Source organism: Paraniabella aurantiaca (assembly GCF_050309965.1).
Classification (GTDB): domain Bacteria; phylum Bacteroidota; class Bacteroidia; order Chitinophagales; family Chitinophagaceae; genus Niabella.
The window spans coordinates 126,196-144,458 of sequence record NZ_JBLOSY010000001.1 but is presented as its reverse complement, the minus strand read 5'-3'; the positions used below and the strand labels follow the sequence as shown (position 1 = coordinate 144,458).

Here is an 18,263-nt window from a genome sequence, read left to right as displayed (position 1 = left end):
CAGTCACTTAAAACATTCTTTGCAATGCAAAAACTACTGCTCGTTGTATTAACGATCTTCGGAGCCATTCCTATTACGTACGCGCAAGCGCCACAACAACAGCCCGCGCCGCAACCGGCCATTCCTATTGAGTTTGTGCCGGGATCAGACCGGTTTTATTTCCAGGCCATCCTGGTAAGAGACATTCCACTTACAAAAAATAAAGTACGGTTTATTTCGGTAACCAACTATGCTACAGAATACAGAAACAGTAACGCCGCAGCCAACGACTTTGTATCAGTCAATATCGTTAGTTACAAGCTTACCAAAAATATAGGAGTCGGACCATCGGCAGCCAATGTGGCCGGGCTGGGATGGATCCCAAGCCTCGGTTTCCAGTTTGGCTGGCGCAAACCTTCATGGGCGCTTATTTTCAATCCGGCCATCAGCATCAATAAAAACACCAATACCAATAATGTGCTGGTTGCTGAATATTTCCCCGCTTTATCGAAAAACCAAAACTGGCGTTTATATACCCGGTTACAGGGAATTTACATACACGACCTTAAACAGGGCGATCACTCCCGTAGCCAATACTTTGGAAGACTGGGTCTTTCTTACAAGCAATACACAGTGGGCGCTGCAGCCAATTTAGATTATTATGGAGCTGCTAAAAAAGAAAAACAAAACTACGGCCCTTTCTTACGTGTTGCACTGTAAGCCTAAATAGCATTTACAGGTATATTCTGTTATATTTATCAGGCAATTCAACCATGACAAAATCAGAGGCGGTAATATTAATCAGAGAAGGAATCACCCCATATGATCAGCCCCAACATTGGGCCGACCTGGGTTGCGGCACGGGTTTGTTTACCGAAGCTTTAGCAGAACTGCTTCCGGCTCAAAGCCATATTATTGCGGTGGATGTTAATCAGCAATATTTACCCGATCAAATGGGAAACCAGGTTACCGTTCAATTTCAAAAAGCGGACTTTGTAGCTACCGATATCGCTGCCGCTTCACTAGATGGTATATTGATGGCCAATGCCCTGCATTTTGTAAAGGATAAAAAAGCGCTGATCCAAAAGCTGGAGCAACAAATTATTGACAGTGCGCGGTTTCTTATCATTGAATACGATCATTCAACACCCAATCAATGGGAGCCCTATCCCCTGCCTTTTGCAGCAATGGAAAAGTTGTTTCATCAACTGGGTTATCAAAAAATAGAAAAAATCGGCGAACGCCAGTCCCTATACGGCGGTAAAATGTTTGCCGCTGTTATTTCCAAAAACTAACTAAAACCAAATTATCGTATGCATCACAATCTACTCCTGATCCTGGGTCTTTTATTTGCGGTAATGCTGCTGGTATTACTTGCCAGGCGTATTAAAATAGCCTATCCTATCTTCCTGGTATTGGCAGGCCTGGGTATTGCTTTTATACCCGGGATGCCCCGGCTGCACCTGGATCCCGACCTGATCTTCCTGATCTTTTTACCGCCCCTCCTATATGAAGCAGCCTGGTATACATCCTGGAACGATTTCTGGAAATGGAAACGCCCTATCGCATTACTCGCATTCGGACTGGTATTTTTTACGTCTACCGTTATAGCTTACACCTCTTCATCCATGATCCCCGGGTTTACCCTGGCCCTGGGCTTTCTATTAGGAGGTATTGTTTCTCCGCCTGATGCAGTGGCTGCCGCAACTGTGCTAAAAGGTATGAGCGTGCCCAAAAGGCTTTTAACCATACTGGAAGGGGAAAGCCTGGTAAACGATGCTTCGTCTCTTATTGTATTCAAATTTGCGCTGGTTGCCGTGCTTACTGGTTCCTTCTCCATGCAGGAAGCCACAGGCCAGTTCTTCCTGGTAGCGGGCATGGGTATTGTTGTAGGTATTGCAGGGGCGCATGTAATGTATGTGATCCATCGCTTTCTGCCTACCACTCCCGCTATCGATGCGGCGCTAACCGTAATGACTCCTTACCTGCTGTTCCTGGCAGCGGAGCAATTTCATTTCTCGGGTGTGATGGCAGTGGTGAGCGGCGGCCTTTTTATGTCCTATCGTTCACACGAGGTTTTCCAAACAGGCAGCACCAGGTTAAATATGCTGGGCGTATGGACTACGATGATCTTTGTGATGAATACCGTGGTATTTGTATTGATTGGCCTGGCATTACCGGATATTGTTGATGGATTGGGCGAGTATTCAGTTATGGATGGCATTAAGTATGGGCTTTTAGTCAGCATCATTACCATTGCCCTGCGTTTTCTTTGGGTATATCCTGCGGCCCATCTGCCACGCTGGATCAGCGCCAGGGTGCGTAGAGACCCCTCACCCGGCTGGAAAGGTCCGCTGGTAATTAGTTGGGCAGGTATGCGTGGGGTGGTTTCTTTGGCTACGGCCCTCTCTATTCCCCTGCTAATGAAGGATGGTTCTGCCTTCCCGCAACGGAACCTGATCATCTTTATCACCTTTGTTGTCATCTTTATAACCCTTGTTTTCCAGGGCCTTACTTTGCCCTTTATCATCAAAATGATCAGGCTGAAGGAGATTGACACTATCGCCGCTGAGGATGAGCAACAAGCTGGCATACAAATAAGACTGGACAAAGCCGCTTTAACACTGGTGCAGGACCAATACGCCAATGCTATCGGGAGTAATAAGCTCATTGGCTTGTATAAAGCCAACCTGGAAGACCAGATCAGTCATACCGATAAACGGCTACAGTCCCTGTCGCATGAAGATACCGGGCGTGAAGAGACAGAAGCTTATCATCATATGTTGATGGACGTGTACCGCCATCAACGGAAGGAACTATTCAAGTTAAGAAAAGAAAAATATTTCAGCGATGAAGAGATCCGTAAGACCGAGTTACAGTTAGATCTCAATGAACTTAAAATTACCGGGGCCGGCCATGGTTAGTAAAAAGTAGTTCTCTTAAAGTATTGTACCATTTTTATTGACTATCTTCTATTAACTATGGACCATCCTATCCATTCCCCGAGTTTCTCCTTTTCAGGTAGTCCCTGAGATAGCCCAGTGGCGCTTTGCCAAACTTTCGTTTAAAGCTCTTGGTGAATTGCGAGGGCGACGAGAAACCCGTTAAAATGGCTATTTCATTGATCTTATACCTGCCTTCATGCATCAATGCAGCAGCCCTTTTCAACCTTACCTGTTCTATAATTTCGTAGGGGGAATAGCTGGAAGTAGCTCTTATTCTCCTGTAAAGAGAGGAGCGGCTCATATGCAATTGTTCAGCCAAAAATTCAATACTCAGCAAAGCACTTCCAATATGCGTTTCAATAAGCAGGTGCAGGCTGGCTAAAAACTGTTGATCACTAAGGGTTGAAACAGCGTCGTTGCCGGTTTCGATATTCCTTTCAAATCGTTCTTTCAGTTTCAAGCGGTTTTGTAAAATACTAAAAACCTGCGCATCCAGGTAAGCAGGCGAAAACGGCTTTTCGATATATACGTCGGCCCCATTTTGCAAGCCTGACACTTTATCTTCGAGTTCACTTTTAGCACTCAGGATGATGATCGGAATATGTCCAAACTCCCGGTTCATTTTAATCGAAGAACAAAGTTGAAAACCATCAGTGTCTGGTAAAATAATGTCGATGATGATCAAATCAACCGGCACAGTCCTCAAAATTTCCCAGGCTTCTGCCCCGTTATAAGCCGACACAACGCTATAATTACTACCCAGGATATCTGTTAACAAATCCACGAGCACCCGATCGTCGTCTACAATAAGAATAGCCGGTACTCTCATGCTATATACCTGAATTAACGGTAAACCAATGGCATTTGTTCCTGCAAAACAAGCATACGTTAGCGGATCCTGATATTTTTTTAATTTGGTTGCAAACCAGATTAAAATAGCTGTAATAGAGCGTATTCATCTTTATTCAAACCTTGTGCTGAATTATGTTTTTAATGTATAAAGCATATTTTGAGAGAACCATTCGCTTTAAACAATTATCCAGCGGGTAACAGGCTCCTGCCATCACTCAACAGCTGTACAATTGCACCTGCGGCCTGAAATATATCATTGTAACAATGAATGTTTCAAAGAGAGCCCTCCAAAAACACCAGCTCATAAGAGATCGGTTATATTGGTATGAGTCTATTACACATACCAAAAAACAACCCATAAAAGTTTATATAACCAAAAATAATTGTTTTGATCACCGGAAATAAAAACTTCACCAGATTGACACTCACAAACAATACAATGACACGCAACGGCAATTTATTGCATCTACACCTGGCTATATGCTATCCTAATAAATAAAAAACTATTTACAATTGTTATTACAATACAAAATTTTACATTTGATACTCAATAGCGAAAACGACTCATTCTTAAGACATCCTCCTTCTAAAGCAAAAAATATGATTACTAATGCAATGATGCTTGATACTGGCCAGGCCAATCGTCAAAAAGAAGACTTTTATATCAGTTGTATACCTCCCCGGGCCAGATTGGCAAAAAAAGCATAACTTAACCGGCATATATCTTAAAAACTTACTAAACACGAGCAGCCCTACAATCCTCCCTTTTGCCCGCTTACCGAAACGGCAACTTCTGCTATGAAGGCAGGTTAAAAAAAGTGCTTATACCCAATAATTACTCATGGAAAAGCAAACTATACTGGTAGTAGATGATGAAAAGTTAGTGATAGAATTATTGACAGACTTGTTAGAAACAGAGTTTGAAGTAATTGCCGCAGACAATGGAGAACAGGCGATCCAGCAATTAAAGAAGTACCCGGTATCTATGGTAATTTCGGATGTGGCGATGCCGGGTATGGATGGCTTTGAGCTTTGCGGGTTCATCAAAAGAACCGGCAGCTTAAGTCACATACCGGTGATATTGCTTACCGCGAAAGCAGAGCTCGAAAACAAAATACAGGGATTGCATTGGGGAGCAGATGTATACGTAGAAAAACCTTTCTCCCCCGATTTCTTAAAGGCCCAGGTGGTAAGCACCCTCCAAAATCGCACGCGGGTTCAGGACTACCTGATACTGGAAAAACAGAATAGCGATGCCGGAGAAACCGGGGAAAAAAGCTTTATCAGCCAGTTGCATCTTATTATAGATGAATATATCAACGATCCGCTGCTCGACCTGGAATTTCTGGCAAAGCACCTGCACATGAGCCGGGCTTCATTGTACCGCAAAATAAAAACATTAACACCCCTAACCCCTTATGAAATTGTAGAGCAACGTCGTTTAAGACGAGCCACCGATCTGATACAAAAAAGCCAGTACAAAATGAATGAAATAGCCATTATGAGTGGCTATAACTCCGCTTCCCAGTTTACCAAAAGCTTTAAGCGAAAATTCGGACAATCGCCCCTGCATTACGCCCGTAACCGGAAATAAGGAGAGGTGCAAGAGACCAGATACTAGATACCAGACACTAGATACCGGACACTAGACACTAGATAATAGAAGCCGGATACCGGATGATAGAAAACGGGGACTATGGTCCAATATCCCGCATCCAGCATCCAGTACCTGGCATCCCTTATCCACATCCCTCTCTAGCGTTGCACGGCTTTTACCACTTTACTATATTTAAAAACGCCGTCTTTATCAACCTGCTTAATACGAACATATAATTCGTTATTTCCTTCGCTTTTCACGGGTTCGTTATCTTTATTACAGGCTACCGCAAGCAATAATACCATACCTGCCATCAGCCAGGTTCCAATCTTTCTTCTTTTACCCGCTGCAACAAAACCTGATACAACCAGTGTTGCTATGGTAAAGCCCAGCAAACCCGTAGCTGCCGATGCCTCTTTAGTGAAACTATAACTTAGCACTCCCTCTGCATTACCATCTTTTGCCTGGGTTTTAAGCTCACCTATAGCAATAAACTCAGCACCATCAGCAGAGACTTCAATTTCAAAATGATCATTGTTATGTTCAGATAGTGTAGTCCAGTCAACCTGCAGGTTATTATTTTTAGTTACTGCTGTAATATCGCCAAACAGAACAGGAAGCACAACGTTACAGCCGGGGTTGTAAGTATCACCAGAAATGGTCCAGCCCTGGCTGATCAACTGGTTACGGTAAGGCACCGCAGCAGGTCCGTAAAAGCGACCATTTCCGCCTATAGATCTGTTTAGTACTGTAGGGTTATTTTCTGCCCACCCTTTTAACGTAAGGCTGTAATTGGAGCAGTCTACAGCTGTTGTATGAAAGCTCAACCCAGTCGCATTAGGATTCAACACCCAATCTCCCAGGTTTTGGTTAAATGACGTGGCATTTACAAACATATTACCGTAATTAGTAACATTGCTCACATTCCAGCTACCAATAGGCTGGTTGAAAGCAAAAGCCTGGTGAAACATATACGCCATTATGGTAACGCTACTGGTATTCCACATATTCAGGGGCTGATTAAATGAACCCGCGCTATAAAATAGATTAGTCATATCAGTAACCTTACCGGTATTCCAGGTGTCAAGCGGCTGATTAAAAGCGGTAGCTTCATAAAACATACCCGACATACTGGTTACATTGCTCACATTCCAGCCATTAATGGGTTGGTTAAAAGATGTGGCGCGGTTAAACACAAGGCTCATATTGGTTACAGCAGACGTATTCCAGCTGCCGATATTGGCCGGGCCATTTAAGGAAGAACAGCCACTGAACATTTCAGTCATATTGGTTACATTGGAAAGATTGGGTACGTCGGTAGCCGAAATATTTAAATTAGGCGCACCGGCAAAAGCGACCTGCATGGTGCTCCAGGGTACGGCTCCCCATTGGGAAATATCTCTAAGTCCATCCCGGCTACCAGCAGAATTCCTAATAAAAAACCGTCTGAAATTAGCGGGCTCTATCCGCAGGGTTAACTCGGTATTAGCCGGGAGGTTGATGCCAGAAATGGTTACCCCACCAAAAGCACCCGCGTCAAAGCTTCCACTCCCGCTACTGGCTCCATGGGTCCATGTATAGTTAACTACTCCCGCTGTTCCAGCAACAAAATCTATTTGCGTAGTAGCAGCTGTAAACCTCCATTTGGTGATAAAATCCTGTGCGGATGTAAAGTTGGTAAATAACAGGGCTCCTACTAAAAGCAGGAATGTACTTTTTCTCATAATGTTTTAGATTTTTAGATTTTATTCTTTGTTATTAGTGTACTCCTTTTAGACGTATCCGGCATATCCGGTAACTTGAGACATCTATAAACCTCCCCAGGGCCGCACAGCAGTCAATGGCCTGTCCGGTTATCACAAATACAAGCTTCCTTTAATAAACTTATTAAAAGCACTGACCGGCCTATACGAAATCAATTATTTGACCGATTTTCCTACAATTTTTTCTTTTAAGTGAGACAGTTTTAAAACATCCAACCACCTTTATAACAGGGCCTTATAAATGGCTGGTAATTTTGGGTACTCAAAAATACCTGTTTTGATAAGCGAAAATAAACGCTTCCCCAGATTGACACGACAAAGCAAAACAATGACACACAAAAGAAATACAACAGCCGCTTCAAACAGCCTCCCTATTAGTATTTGTTTTTCACGAAGAGCGCACAAAGAAGCAGAAGCCAGAGATAGGGATGATAGGTAATAGATCATGGATCATAGCCGACATATCATTGAATATCGAACATTGAACACTGAACATTGAGTATTAAACATCGAACATCCTCCCGGCAGTATTTTGTTTCTCGCAATGGTACAATCTATTGGATATCCCGAACATTAAACATTGAATTTTGAATATCGAACATTAAGTATTCGACATCCTCCTGTCAACCGTCATCTGCCTGCAAATCTTCACCGCACGCAATGATACATCTCTGTACGATGTATGCTATACGATGTACGTCGGTCGATTGACCATTGACTATTGACCATGTCCCCATCCTGTTGTCTGCCTCTGGCACAAATACACAAGAAAATGACACCTCCGGGAAACTACTTTGTTTTATCCCTGTTTATCTTACATCCCGTTGTGAAATTGATAACTGAGGGCCTATTTTCTGAGCTAATGATAAATCAAAACGACATTACCACAAGCCGGTTTTCAGCCAGTAACGGAAACAATCATTACGTAGGAGGAATAGCACTTACCGCGATCAGTGCGGCGTAGCGGGAACTAACATTAGTAGTAAGACCAGATTTACAGTATTGCATTAGAGCATCCTCATTGAAACAGCTATCCTGATTGAATTATCATGGTCCTTCAGCTTTCAGCAGGAAGAAATATGATATTTTATTTCAAAGCAAATCCCATATTGGAAGCCGGCTTTCGCAGGTTTTTTTTGATAAACACAGCATCAATATATCTTCTAATATTAAAATCCATTAAAAATTATGTATTTATCCATGTTTCGAAAAACCAATTTCGTGGCTATTGCCGCATTACTGTCAGGCTATGTTGCCCACGCACAGGTAATCAGCAACCCTGGTTTCGAAACCTATAGTTCCTGCCCCAATAACGTAAGTCAACTAAACAGGGCTACGCCATGGGTTAACGCTCTGGGTGGAACTGCGGGTACACCCGATTTCTTCAACTGCAGCTACAATATTACAGCAGCTGACTACGAAGGCATCACTGCTCAAAGCGGTACTGGTTTTATAGGCGGCTATGCAGAGTTCAACAGCAGCAACGGAGGGTTTAGCAATTACAAGGAATACTTCACCACCCAGCTTTCGACCGCGCTGGTAGCCGGTAAAACCTATACCTTTTCATTTTATGTAGCCCACTTATATGGATCAACTACGCCCGCAACCAACTTTGTCGCAGGCGTTACATATGTCGATCTACCAGATGATGAGCGGGGCTTTTTAGGTGCAGCTTTTTCTACGGCGGCGCCTGTTGCCGCCAATACAGAAGGTAATGTAACGCCCAGGTGGACCTCTATCAAAAGCGATTTCGGCCTGGGCAGGGTTTTAATACCGTCAACCAATATCGCAGTATATGGCAACACCTCCCGTAATACCTGGGTGCCGGTTACCTTACAATATACCGCTGTAGGTGGCGAAACCTATATGACCTTAGGCCAGTTCAGGCCCGGTAATACCAGCCTGCCGGCTAACAATGGAGCTTATTTCCTGTTTGACGGCTTTTCTTCGCAACTAACCGCGCTACCGGTAAGTTTTGGAAATGTACAAGCCACTGTTAACAACAACCAGCTCACTGTAAACTGGCAAACCATTAAAGAAACCAATAACGATCATTTTGTTATTGAAGCGTCGGCCGATGGCATCAGCTTTACTCCCATAGGTGAGCTGGCTACCCGTGCTGCCAACGGCAATTCAGATACCAGCATCAGCTACACCTTTTCCAGGTCGGCGAATGAAGTAGCGCTGGGTGCCGGCTTGGTGGTGATGTTGCTGGGAGGTACTATCGTACGCCGCAGAAGAACCGTAGCTTTATTATTGATGGGCCTGGGTTGCACCGCAGTGCTTTACTCTTGTTCGAAAGGTACCGGCGAGGGCATGAGCGACCCCGATGGCAAATACTTTATCCGCGTTGCACAGGTGGATAAAGATGGAACGACTTCGTACTCCAAAACTATCAGCGTAGTGAAAAAATAAAACCAATCATCAACCTTAACTTCTGGCATTTGAGACAGACCGTTTCAAATGCCGGTTTTTTTTATTGTAATAGAGGCATAAGAAAATTTGATTAATAAATCACCAACTACCTGCACCTTAACTATTGACTACTGATCATTCCCCACACACTCTTATCCGCCATTTACCATTCCCTACTGACTACTGATCATTGCCCACTCACCATTGACTATTGACCATTACCCCTCCTATCATCCATGTATCCGTGGCATTCTTCTATTTCTTTACTTAGGCATCTGGCATCACGAAGTGGGATTGGGCTTCCCGTAGAGATTTCTCTTCACCCTCCTTCGTCGGGCTTATCGAAATGACGGGCATTAATAGCCCTCATCCATTGATTATTGAACATTGACTATTGATTATTGAACATTACTCTCTTCTATCATCTGTTCATCCGTGGCATTTACTGCCTGTGCAGGTGTTTTTCACCTGAAAACCTGCGTAGCCATCAGCACCCATCCGTTTGGCAAAAACACCAAACAGGGCGAGAATGAGTAATGACGAAAATGATCGTCACCTTGAGTTACCAAAGTGTGGCCAAAACCAATATAGCGATGACATGATACTTATGCTACAGTCCCCTATGACACACCACTGCTTATAGCATGGTTGTACTGTTCGCCATCATGTTCTGTAAGAGCCACCTGTTGCAGCCGGGTATTTGTCAGGAAGAGCACATTAAAGCCACCCTAGCTAAAAGCACTAACACAAGCAATATAGTATACGTGTCAAAAGCTGACACAAATATACCAGAAACAGAGACATAAAGACAACAACCTGAATGCTACTCGTTTTACCTTTGATTTCAGGTTGTTATAAGATGAACCCGTAGCGCCATGCTGTGAGAACGTAGTTAAAGATCGCAAGACTTTTTTAAAGAGGTCAACCGAAGGGAACGTTAAGAGTTGTAGTGGTTGAGCTTCGAATTGAGTGCGCCCAAAATATCATTTTTTTAATAATTAATCCCGGCCCCCTTACAATAGTTAAAAGCTGTTGTAGCTGGTGCTGCCCGTTTTTGAAAAAAAGTTGAACAATTCACTTTAAACAAAACACTAATAAATCGTAACTATTCAGTATCTAATATCTATCATCTAATATCTAAAAAAAACCTAAACAACAATGACAACAATGCGAACCCTCAAAGCCATGGTACTGACGCTGATCGTCAGCCTGTGGTCTGTTTCTTACGCCTACAGCCAGGCCTGCTATGGCGCCGGCGGCTGCCAGGATTTTGCCAACTTTGGCTTTAACTCTACCACGGCAGCTACCCTGGAGTACGATAACTATGTATCCGCCTTTCACCAAACTGTAGTAAGAGACCTGGATGGCTCTTTAAAAATATGGGGCGAACGCACCAAATCCGACGGCAACGGTAGTTGGCTGGTACCAACCACTATTAACGCGGGTAACTACCCCGGGTTAACGGGTACCCCATTAAAAGTGGCTATCGGTAGTTCCGGCGTCACCCAACCACAATTTGTCTTACTTACCTCCGACAACAAGCTTTGGGCCTGGGGCAAAGAGAGCTTCCTGGTGGCTGACGCGCTTACTTCCAGCACGGCCTTTCAGCAACTAAGTATAGGTTTGCCAACAGGCGTTACTGCTACCGATGTAAAAATGTTTTTTGGTACCCATGAAGCACTCATATTAACCACCTGTGGTGGCGATGTTTATGTATTGGCACCAGGAAGCGCTATGCGTGGTGCCGGTGGAGCAGGCTCTGCGACAGCCTGGTCGCATGTTGAAAAGCAAACTGGAGGATTTCTTACCGGCATCGTGGCAGCAAGGGGGTGCGAAGAGAGCGCTATTGCGCTGGACGCATCTGGTAATCTTTGGGTATGGGGTGAAAGTTGGAATGGAATTAGCACTTCCGCCAGCCTCAACCGAGCCACGCCCCTTGTTAAACCTACAGGGGCCAGCGGCGCTATTAAAATGATCGGCGCTACCTATTCTGCCTACACCTTTCTTCCCAGCTATTATGTTTTATACACCAGCGGCGAGCTTTATGCCCTGGGGAATAACGACTATGGTCAGCTAGGTAACTGGAATACAACCAACCAGAATAACTGGGTTCGGCCTACTTACACAGCTGGAGGAACACCAATGAACGACATCAAATGGATATCACCCAACGAGCATGACCGAGGTTATGCGGCCATCAATGTACTAACCAATAGTAAAGTAATCTATAACTGGGGATCTGAAAGCGGCAATATGATCGGGCGGGGCTCCAACAATTCTGGCCCAAGCATCGTAAATCCGGGCCAGCCTGGTAATTTCCAGACAGGCTACAGTAATACTAATGTTATTGCCATAGAAAGCGGTGGGCATACCACTATGCTCTTACGGGAGTGCACCAATACTTTTGGCTATGTGGGTCACAGAACAGAAGGCAGTATGGGCGATAACGCTACATCCGACTCTTACGACCCTGTTTATCATTTTAATACTAATGCCATACAGGTTTGCGGCGCCCAAACGGTAAGCGCCAGCATCCAAACTTCGTATAACGGCCCTTACAATGTAGGCAATAACCTGCAGCTAAGCGGCACGCCATCAGGAGGTACTTTTGCTATCGATCCATCCAGCACGGCTTCTGCAACTTTATCGGGCAGCAACCAGCTTACCTTTAACACTGCAGGAACCTTGAGGATAAACTATACAGTAACCGCAGGATCTTGTGGTAGTGTTACCATTCAAAAAGTTTTCGCAGTTGTAAATCCTGCCAGCACCTTTACCCTACCCGGTAACATCTGGAACGATGCCAACGGCAACGCGGTAACAGATGGCGGCGAAGCCGGTATTGCCAACGGCCTCTGGGCTAACCTGGTGGCGCCTAACGGTACTGTTATTGCTTCGGTACAGGTTAATTCCAACGGTACTTATTCCTTTAGACTGGCCCAGGGCTCACTGACGGCTACCGGTAACTACTCTATCGTATTAACCAACAGCATCAAACAAGTGGGTGATCCTTTGGCTACAGCTGATACACCTGCCGGCGGCTATGGATATACAGGCGTAAACCGTGGCGCTACAGGAACAGACAACACTAACCGTACCGGTAAATTAAATATCGGCGATATTAGCGGCACTACAGGCGGCACTACGCTTAACCCGGCCAACTTTGGTATCAGCAACGATCCTTTAGTATTACCGGTACAGTTTGCCAACCTCTCTGCTACAGTAAGAGGCGGCGTATTGTTTGTAAACTGGACTACCTCTTCTGAGAAAAACAACAGGAGCTTTGCAATAGAAGCATCTACAGACGGTGTTCATTTTACTGCCATCGGTACCGCAGATTCTAAAGCATTGAATGGTAACTCTGATACGGCATTAAGCTACGAATTTTCAGCCGACCTGTCGGGTGTAGCAATGGCTAGTTCGGGCTTTTTGGTTGCATTACTGGCATTAGGTGGTTTAACCATGGGCTTGCAACGCAGGAGGAAACTGTTATTCGCAGGGCTGATGCTGGCGGGTATCTCTGTAGGTACTATTGGTTGCCAGAAAAAAGGTTCAGAGCCTCTTGCTGATGGTAAAAATGCTTATATCCGCATTGCTCAAATTGACCAGAACGGTAGCAAAACCTACTCAAAAATCGTAAAAGTGGTGAACAACAATTAATCCGTACACTTCGATTATACAGAAAGCCTGCCCGGGAAACCGGGCGGGCTTTTTTTTAATAGGTTATACCTGTTTTCGCATTTCATATAGAAATAGCAGCACTCATTTGCTGCGCGGGCATACCATTTCTTCAATTTATACCTGAATGAAACAAATCCGCCATTTATAGACACTCAAATGCAACCCTTTGACTAAAACCCGTTTTATATTTGTCACGTTTTGGTTTATAACCTATAAGCCCTAAACTATTAGCCTCAATGAAAAGGATTTGAGCACTACTATCTGGCGACTGGTTGAGTGTGCCGTTAGTGACAACTTGCTCAATGAATTTGCTTGGGTTAACCAGGAAATAAAAATCTATCATTTAGAAAGTATTCAAACAATCATGCGACCTTTCTTACCAGTTAACGCCCTCTATAGGAATAAAGAGCTAGTTGTGCTACCACATATTTACCGTGCAATGGCATGGAGCAGGAAGACTCACGAAAACCATATAGCTCTACAGGCCATACACTGTTAAAGCCTACAGTGCTACCGGTAGATAACAAAACCGCTGTATAAAAAACGTGAAGCTAACGCACACCCTCAAACAATACAAATCAGAAAGACTCAACCAGATGCATAACTTAATGAGCGAAAAAGCTGCAACTTATAATTCGATTTTGGTGATAGATCAACACAAAATGGTAACGAATGGTATGCGGCTCATTGCCGGTTCATTATTTAAACAGTTTCATGTTGCCCACGATGGAGCTGCCGCCTTGAGTAAAGCCCTCCAGTACGTTCCAGAGCTGATCATTATTGATTTTTTCCTGCCTGACATCCAGGGCGATGCTTTGGTACGTCAATTAAAATACAAACTACCTTCCACCAAAATACTGGCCTACTCATTTTCTTATACTCCTGATACTATAATTAAAATGCTTAAATGCGGTGTCAATGGCTATGTTATAAAGAAAGATGAAGACGAAGAATTTATTAACGCTATTCACTTGCTCATGCAGGACCGGGATTATTTTTGTAAAGAGGCCAGGCTGCATATTATAAACCGCTTCACCACATCAACCGACGATTATGCAATCAAACATATTATTGCCAACAGTCAATTCTCGGGAAAAGAGTTAGAGTTGATCAGGTTGCTGTGCAAACAAATGAATTCTAAAGAAATCAGCACTCATTTGCACCTTTCTGAACGTACCGTTGAACAATACAGGAGCAATATCATGCGAAAAGTAAAAGCTAAAAACCTGGCGGGTGTTATCAAATTTGCTATTCAAAATGGCGTTCTAATGCTGGAAGACCTATAAACGTCCGGGGCTTTTTGCAACATTTAGTTAGCAACGAATTCTAACGCTCCGTTTGGAATAATTGGCAGCTACAAGTAAGAGTGCTTAACCGCCGAGACCAAGAGAAACAGAGTTTACGCAGAGTTGTTTGTGTACCTATTCCAGTTTTACTTCATCAAAACAGGGCTATATCCCTGCGTATCCTTTGCGTCCTCATTTCTCTGCGGTCAAGAGATTTACCGCTGAGAAAGGGAGAAACAGAGTTAATGCGGAGTTGTTGGTGTACCTGTTCCAGTTTTACTTCATCAGAACCGGATTATACCTCTGCGTATCCTCTGCGCTCTCATTTCTCTGCGGTCAAGAGATTTACCGCTGAGAAAGGGAGAAACAGAATTAATGCGGAGTTGTTGGTGTACCTGTTCCAGTTTTACTTCATCAGAACCGGATTATACCTCTGCGTATCCTCTGCGCTCTCATTTCTCTGCGGTCAAGAAATCTACTGCAGAACAAAAGAAACAGAGTTAACGCGGAGTTTTTTGCATTACATGGTCCAGGTTAATTTATCAGAACCGGGCTATATCTCTGCGTATCCTTTGCGTCCTCGTTTCTTTGCGCCTGCCCGACTGCAGCAGGCGGGGTTAAGAGAACTTATAGCGAGCACGGATATGTTCTTCTCAACATTTGCCAAACGAAAGAGGCCGTCTTTTAAAGACAGCCTCTTTTTGTATTAAATAATCTTTTGCTGCGGTTATTCTTTTACCACGTTAATTATTTTGGAGTAAGACTTACTACCGTCTTTGTCGACTTGCGCAATTCTTATAAATACTTTTCCATTAGTATCAGTAGAGTCATATGCTTTTTTGCAACCCAAAGAGAAAACCAACAGGCCGCCGGCAACAACAGATAAAAACTGAGTGCGGAATTTCCGGCTTTTGAAAGCCCCCAGGCCACCGGTAAGCAATAAAGCCATACCCAATACCACTGCAAGACTTTCGGTAGATATTCCTTTTGTAAAATTATACTTGATAGTAGTATCTGAATTGCCGTTTTCTGCTTCTGACTTTACAGTTCCAATAGTAGTGAAATGAACACCGTCCGCCGAAGCCTCAATATCGAAATGATCATTATTCTTTTCGCTTTCGGTAACCCAGTTCAACACCAGGCTATTGCCTAACAATTTAGCAGAAATAGCGCCAAACGTAACAGGCAATACAGCCGGATCATTGGAAATTCCCACGTTAACGGCATTGGTAGTACTATTGTTGGGCGCTGTGCTTAAATCACCCAGGGATACAACACCAGTGCGGTTAGCCGGGTCTGCTGTTGCGCCCGAACCGCGGTTCACCCCGGTATAGCCATATCCGTTGGCCGGAGTTTCAGCGCTCGTAAGACCGGCTCCCTGTGTTTGAGGCGTATTGGTGAATATTAAAGAATAGTCACCCGATGCAGATAATAAACTTTTGCTTATAATAAAATCAAAGGTTCCGTCACTGTTTACTTTTACCGAGGTGATTACTTTACCATCGGGCGCTACTAAATTAGCCCACATATTATTGGATAGGGTTGTTTCCCCGGAGCCCTGTGCGGCGTTACCGTTGGCGTCGTTAAAAATACTTCCGGGGATGGTAACAGTGGGGGTACATACAACCGACAGGAAGCGCCGGCTTTCCGTAACCGTTCCGCAGGACGGGGTTGATACCGTATAGCTTACTATAACCGGGGTATTGGCAGGAGTAGCAGCTGTAAAGCGAAGCTCATTGCCGGTAAGCGTGGCATAAGCGCCGCCGCTGGTAATGGAAAGCGTTCCTCCTGCTGGTGTCGGATTCAGTAATACGGATGTACCTACACAAATCTGCCCCTCGTCGTCGATAGACGGTGAACCCGCAATGTTGATTTTAGGCGCCTGTGTGGCCAGGCCGCAAAGACTTAAAATATTGGATTCGAAAGAGAAGTTGCTGGTAAAAAGACTGGCATTGGTACCATCTCCCATGCTTCCGGTTGTTTTGTGCCCTGCATAACCAAAGCTGGAGCGGCAGGCGCTTACTACTAAAGTAGTGTGCCCACCTGTTTCTATTGCTTCAATATCGGTGGTGGCTAAATCTGTAGGTTGACCAGGGTTCAGGTTTCCGTCTGTTCTTCCCAGCATACCGCCATTCTGCGTTCCCCAGGAAAAAACCTGGTGGCCTTGATTATTGATCACGTTAATGGCTGGGTATCTAGGGTCGTGCTCATTGGGTGATAGCCAAAGAACATCATTCATAGGGTTGCCTGCCACGGCTGGATTGCCTGCTGAGGGGTAGAGTGGTTGTACCCATGAAGTACGGATTGTGGTGGTAAAATCGCCTAACTGCCTGTTCGCATTATCACCCATCGAAAAAAGCTTGCCGTTTTCATAGAGTACATAATAAGATATGGCAGTAGTTGAACTCGCTGTAACGCCAATCATTTTTATAGCACCTTCAGAAGTAGAAGGGGCAGTCATTAAAGTAGCGCGGTTCCTCGTAGTTTGTGCGGTGGTTCCATCGCCCAGGTAGGTACGTTGGCCCCAGGTGTAAAGCTCCCCGGTATTGGTAAGTGCAAAAAAAGCACCCGCAGCCCCCCTGGTGGCTACTACTCCCGTTAGATTACTGCCATCGGTTTTTGTTACTCTTGCCCAGGTTGTGAACCCGGTACCCGCATCTCCACGCATATTGGCGTTTGAGTTAGTGAGCACCCATACATCTCCGCTGCAGGTAGTGATAGCCAGGTTTTCGTAAGTAGCAAAAAGCATTTTTACATCAAGCGGGCTTACCCCTGAAGGAAGGCCGAGGGCTATTTTGCCAAAGGCTGCGGTGTTTTTTAAGCCGGTATTTATAACCTGGCCCGCAACGCCCCAGGCCCACAGGCCATCGGTGGTCAATAATATGATTTGGGGGGCCGTAGTGTAGTCTCCTGCCAAAGTAGCCTTTAGAGGGGTACCCGTAAGCCCGGGAAAATTGATACTATTGATAGCGGTGGGCGTTAACAGGTTGCCGCTTCCATCATATTTTGACCTTGCGCCCCATACTTTCAGTTCTCCGGTTGCTTCGCGTGCAGCAGATGTGTGAAAAGCAGACACAAAGTTGTCGTACTCAAGGGTGGCTGCCCCTGTAGCATTAACACCATAGTTAGCATAGTTGGTGCCTGCACAGCCAACGCCATTAAAGCTACATTGAGCGCTTGCGACGCCAGATAAAAACGGAGATAGCGTGAGGCTTAGCAATACGATAAATATGCCAAACCGGTGCTTTAAAAGTAAGTTGCTATTTTTATATAGCAAGTGTCTGTAACCTTTGAGTTTCATGCTTGTTTTGTTTAATGATTGAGGTTTGTTGAATAATTAAGTCTCTGTCAATGGTTTTAATTCCGATAAAAATTTTTAACTTCAAGGGCCATTGACATCGGAGTTAGTATTTTTCAGTTAGCAAAGGGCTTTCTGCTTAAAATACAATAGCGCTGCAATTTAGTGGCTGTTAAAAATTATTTAAAATAATACCGTAGAATCTCAATTCAATTAAAGAGGAAATAGCTATGCCGTTGATAAACATCAGCCTGCAGTATATAAAGCAAGTGTTTAAGAATTGGGGGCATTTAATATAAATCTCGCCTGGCTTCTACCGGCGGCGTGTCACTGCTGGCTTATGAAACAGATAAGCCATTTAAAGACATCTAATGACAACAGTTTGAAAGAGGACGGTTCTACCTTTGAATTCTAATTGCCACAGGGCACAATGTTCGATACAACCAG

The 18,263-nt window shown here is 44.4% G+C and carries 10 protein-coding genes; 7 read left to right on the top strand and 3 right to left on the bottom strand.

Translation table 11 applies throughout. The annotated features are described in order from the left end of the window. Positions 1 to 24: 24 nt before the first annotated feature. From ACLOAU_RS00590 to ACLOAU_RS00580, 3 genes are read left to right on the top strand one after another with little or no spacing between them, the layout of a single operon-like run. Complete coding sequence (locus tag ACLOAU_RS00590) at positions 25 to 699, top strand: hypothetical protein (RefSeq protein ID WP_427859870.1); 675 nt, start codon at positions 25 to 27, stop codon at positions 697 to 699. 53 nt (positions 700 to 752) lie between these two features. Then, entirely contained in the window at positions 753 to 1,274 is a 522-nt protein-coding gene (locus ACLOAU_RS00585; protein ID WP_427859869.1) for a class I SAM-dependent methyltransferase, read from the top strand. An 18-nt stretch (positions 1,275 to 1,292) separates the two neighbouring features. Then, the gene (locus ACLOAU_RS00580) at positions 1,293 to 2,903 is read left to right on the top strand and encodes a Na+/H+ antiporter (protein ID WP_427859868.1); all 1,611 of its coding nucleotides are present in this window, start codon (positions 1,293 to 1,295) and stop codon (positions 2,901 to 2,903) included. A 67-nt stretch (positions 2,904 to 2,970) separates the two neighbouring features. On the opposite strand, the gene ACLOAU_RS00575 is transcribed toward ACLOAU_RS00580, so the two are convergent. Then, positions 2,971 to 3,753: a response regulator gene (locus ACLOAU_RS00575; RefSeq protein WP_427859867.1), complete on the bottom strand. Its 783-nt coding sequence runs from the start codon at positions 3,751 to 3,753 to the stop codon at positions 2,971 to 2,973. Positions 3,754 to 4,617: 864 nt separating this feature from the next. Here ACLOAU_RS00575 and ACLOAU_RS00570 point away from each other — a divergent pair. Beyond that, complete coding sequence (locus tag ACLOAU_RS00570) at positions 4,618 to 5,370, top strand: response regulator transcription factor (protein ID WP_427859866.1); 753 nt, start codon at positions 4,618 to 4,620, stop codon at positions 5,368 to 5,370. Positions 5,371 to 5,531: 161 nt separating this feature from the next. On the opposite strand, the gene ACLOAU_RS00565 is transcribed toward ACLOAU_RS00570, so the two are convergent. Continuing rightward, the gene (locus ACLOAU_RS00565) at positions 5,532 to 7,097 is read right to left on the bottom strand and encodes a BspA family leucine-rich repeat surface protein (RefSeq protein ID WP_427859865.1); all 1,566 of its coding nucleotides are present in this window, start codon (positions 7,095 to 7,097) and stop codon (positions 5,532 to 5,534) included. Between the two features lie 1,239 nt (positions 7,098 to 8,336). On the opposite strand from ACLOAU_RS00565, the gene ACLOAU_RS00560 reads away from it, so the two are divergent. The 3 genes from ACLOAU_RS00560 to ACLOAU_RS00550 all read left to right on the top strand — a co-directional run bounded on the left by ACLOAU_RS00560 (position 8,337) and on the right by ACLOAU_RS00550 (position 14,518). Then, complete coding sequence (locus tag ACLOAU_RS00560; protein WP_427859864.1) at positions 8,337 to 9,551, top strand: hypothetical protein; 1,215 nt, start codon at positions 8,337 to 8,339, stop codon at positions 9,549 to 9,551. 1,158 nt (positions 9,552 to 10,709) lie between these two features. Beyond that, positions 10,710 to 13,211 (top strand): hypothetical protein, encoded by a 2,502-nt coding sequence (locus tag ACLOAU_RS00555; protein WP_427859863.1) that lies wholly within the window; start codon positions 10,710 to 10,712, stop codon positions 13,209 to 13,211. 566 nt (positions 13,212 to 13,777) lie between these two features. After that, complete coding sequence (locus ACLOAU_RS00550) at positions 13,778 to 14,518, top strand: response regulator (RefSeq protein ID WP_427859862.1); 741 nt, start codon at positions 13,778 to 13,780, stop codon at positions 14,516 to 14,518. A 727-nt stretch (positions 14,519 to 15,245) separates the two neighbouring features. On the opposite strand, the gene ACLOAU_RS00545 is transcribed toward ACLOAU_RS00550, so the two are convergent. After that, positions 15,246 to 17,819, bottom strand: coding sequence for a hypothetical protein (locus ACLOAU_RS00545; protein ID WP_427859861.1), 2,574 nt, complete (start codon positions 17,817 to 17,819; stop codon positions 15,246 to 15,248). Positions 17,820 to 18,263 lie beyond the last annotated feature (444 nt).

Bases quoted from the DNA above. Each gene is read 5' to 3' on its own strand.
- ACLOAU_RS00570 (WP_427859866.1), top strand. From the start codon at position 4,618: ATGGAAAAGCAAACTATACTGGTAGTAGATGATGAAAAGTTAGTGATA.
- ACLOAU_RS00560 (WP_427859864.1), top strand. From the start codon at position 8,337: ATGTTTCGAAAAACCAATTTCGTGGCTATTGCCGCATTACTGTCAGGC.
- ACLOAU_RS00555 (WP_427859863.1), top strand. From the start codon at position 10,710: ATGACAACAATGCGAACCCTCAAAGCCATGGTACTGACGCTGATCGTC.
- ACLOAU_RS00545 (WP_427859861.1), bottom strand. From the start codon at position 17,819: ATGAAACTCAAAGGTTACAGACACTTGCTATATAAAAATAGCAACTTA.
- ACLOAU_RS00575 (WP_427859867.1), bottom strand. From the start codon at position 3,753: ATGAGAGTACCGGCTATTCTTATTGTAGACGACGATCGGGTGCTCGTG.
- ACLOAU_RS00585 (WP_427859869.1), top strand. From the start codon at position 753: ATGACAAAATCAGAGGCGGTAATATTAATCAGAGAAGGAATCACCCCA.
- ACLOAU_RS00590 (WP_427859870.1), top strand. From the start codon at position 25: ATGCAAAAACTACTGCTCGTTGTATTAACGATCTTCGGAGCCATTCCT.
- ACLOAU_RS00580 (WP_427859868.1), top strand. From the start codon at position 1,293: ATGCATCACAATCTACTCCTGATCCTGGGTCTTTTATTTGCGGTAATG.
- ACLOAU_RS00565 (WP_427859865.1), bottom strand. From the start codon at position 7,097: ATGAGAAAAAGTACATTCCTGCTTTTAGTAGGAGCCCTGTTATTTACC.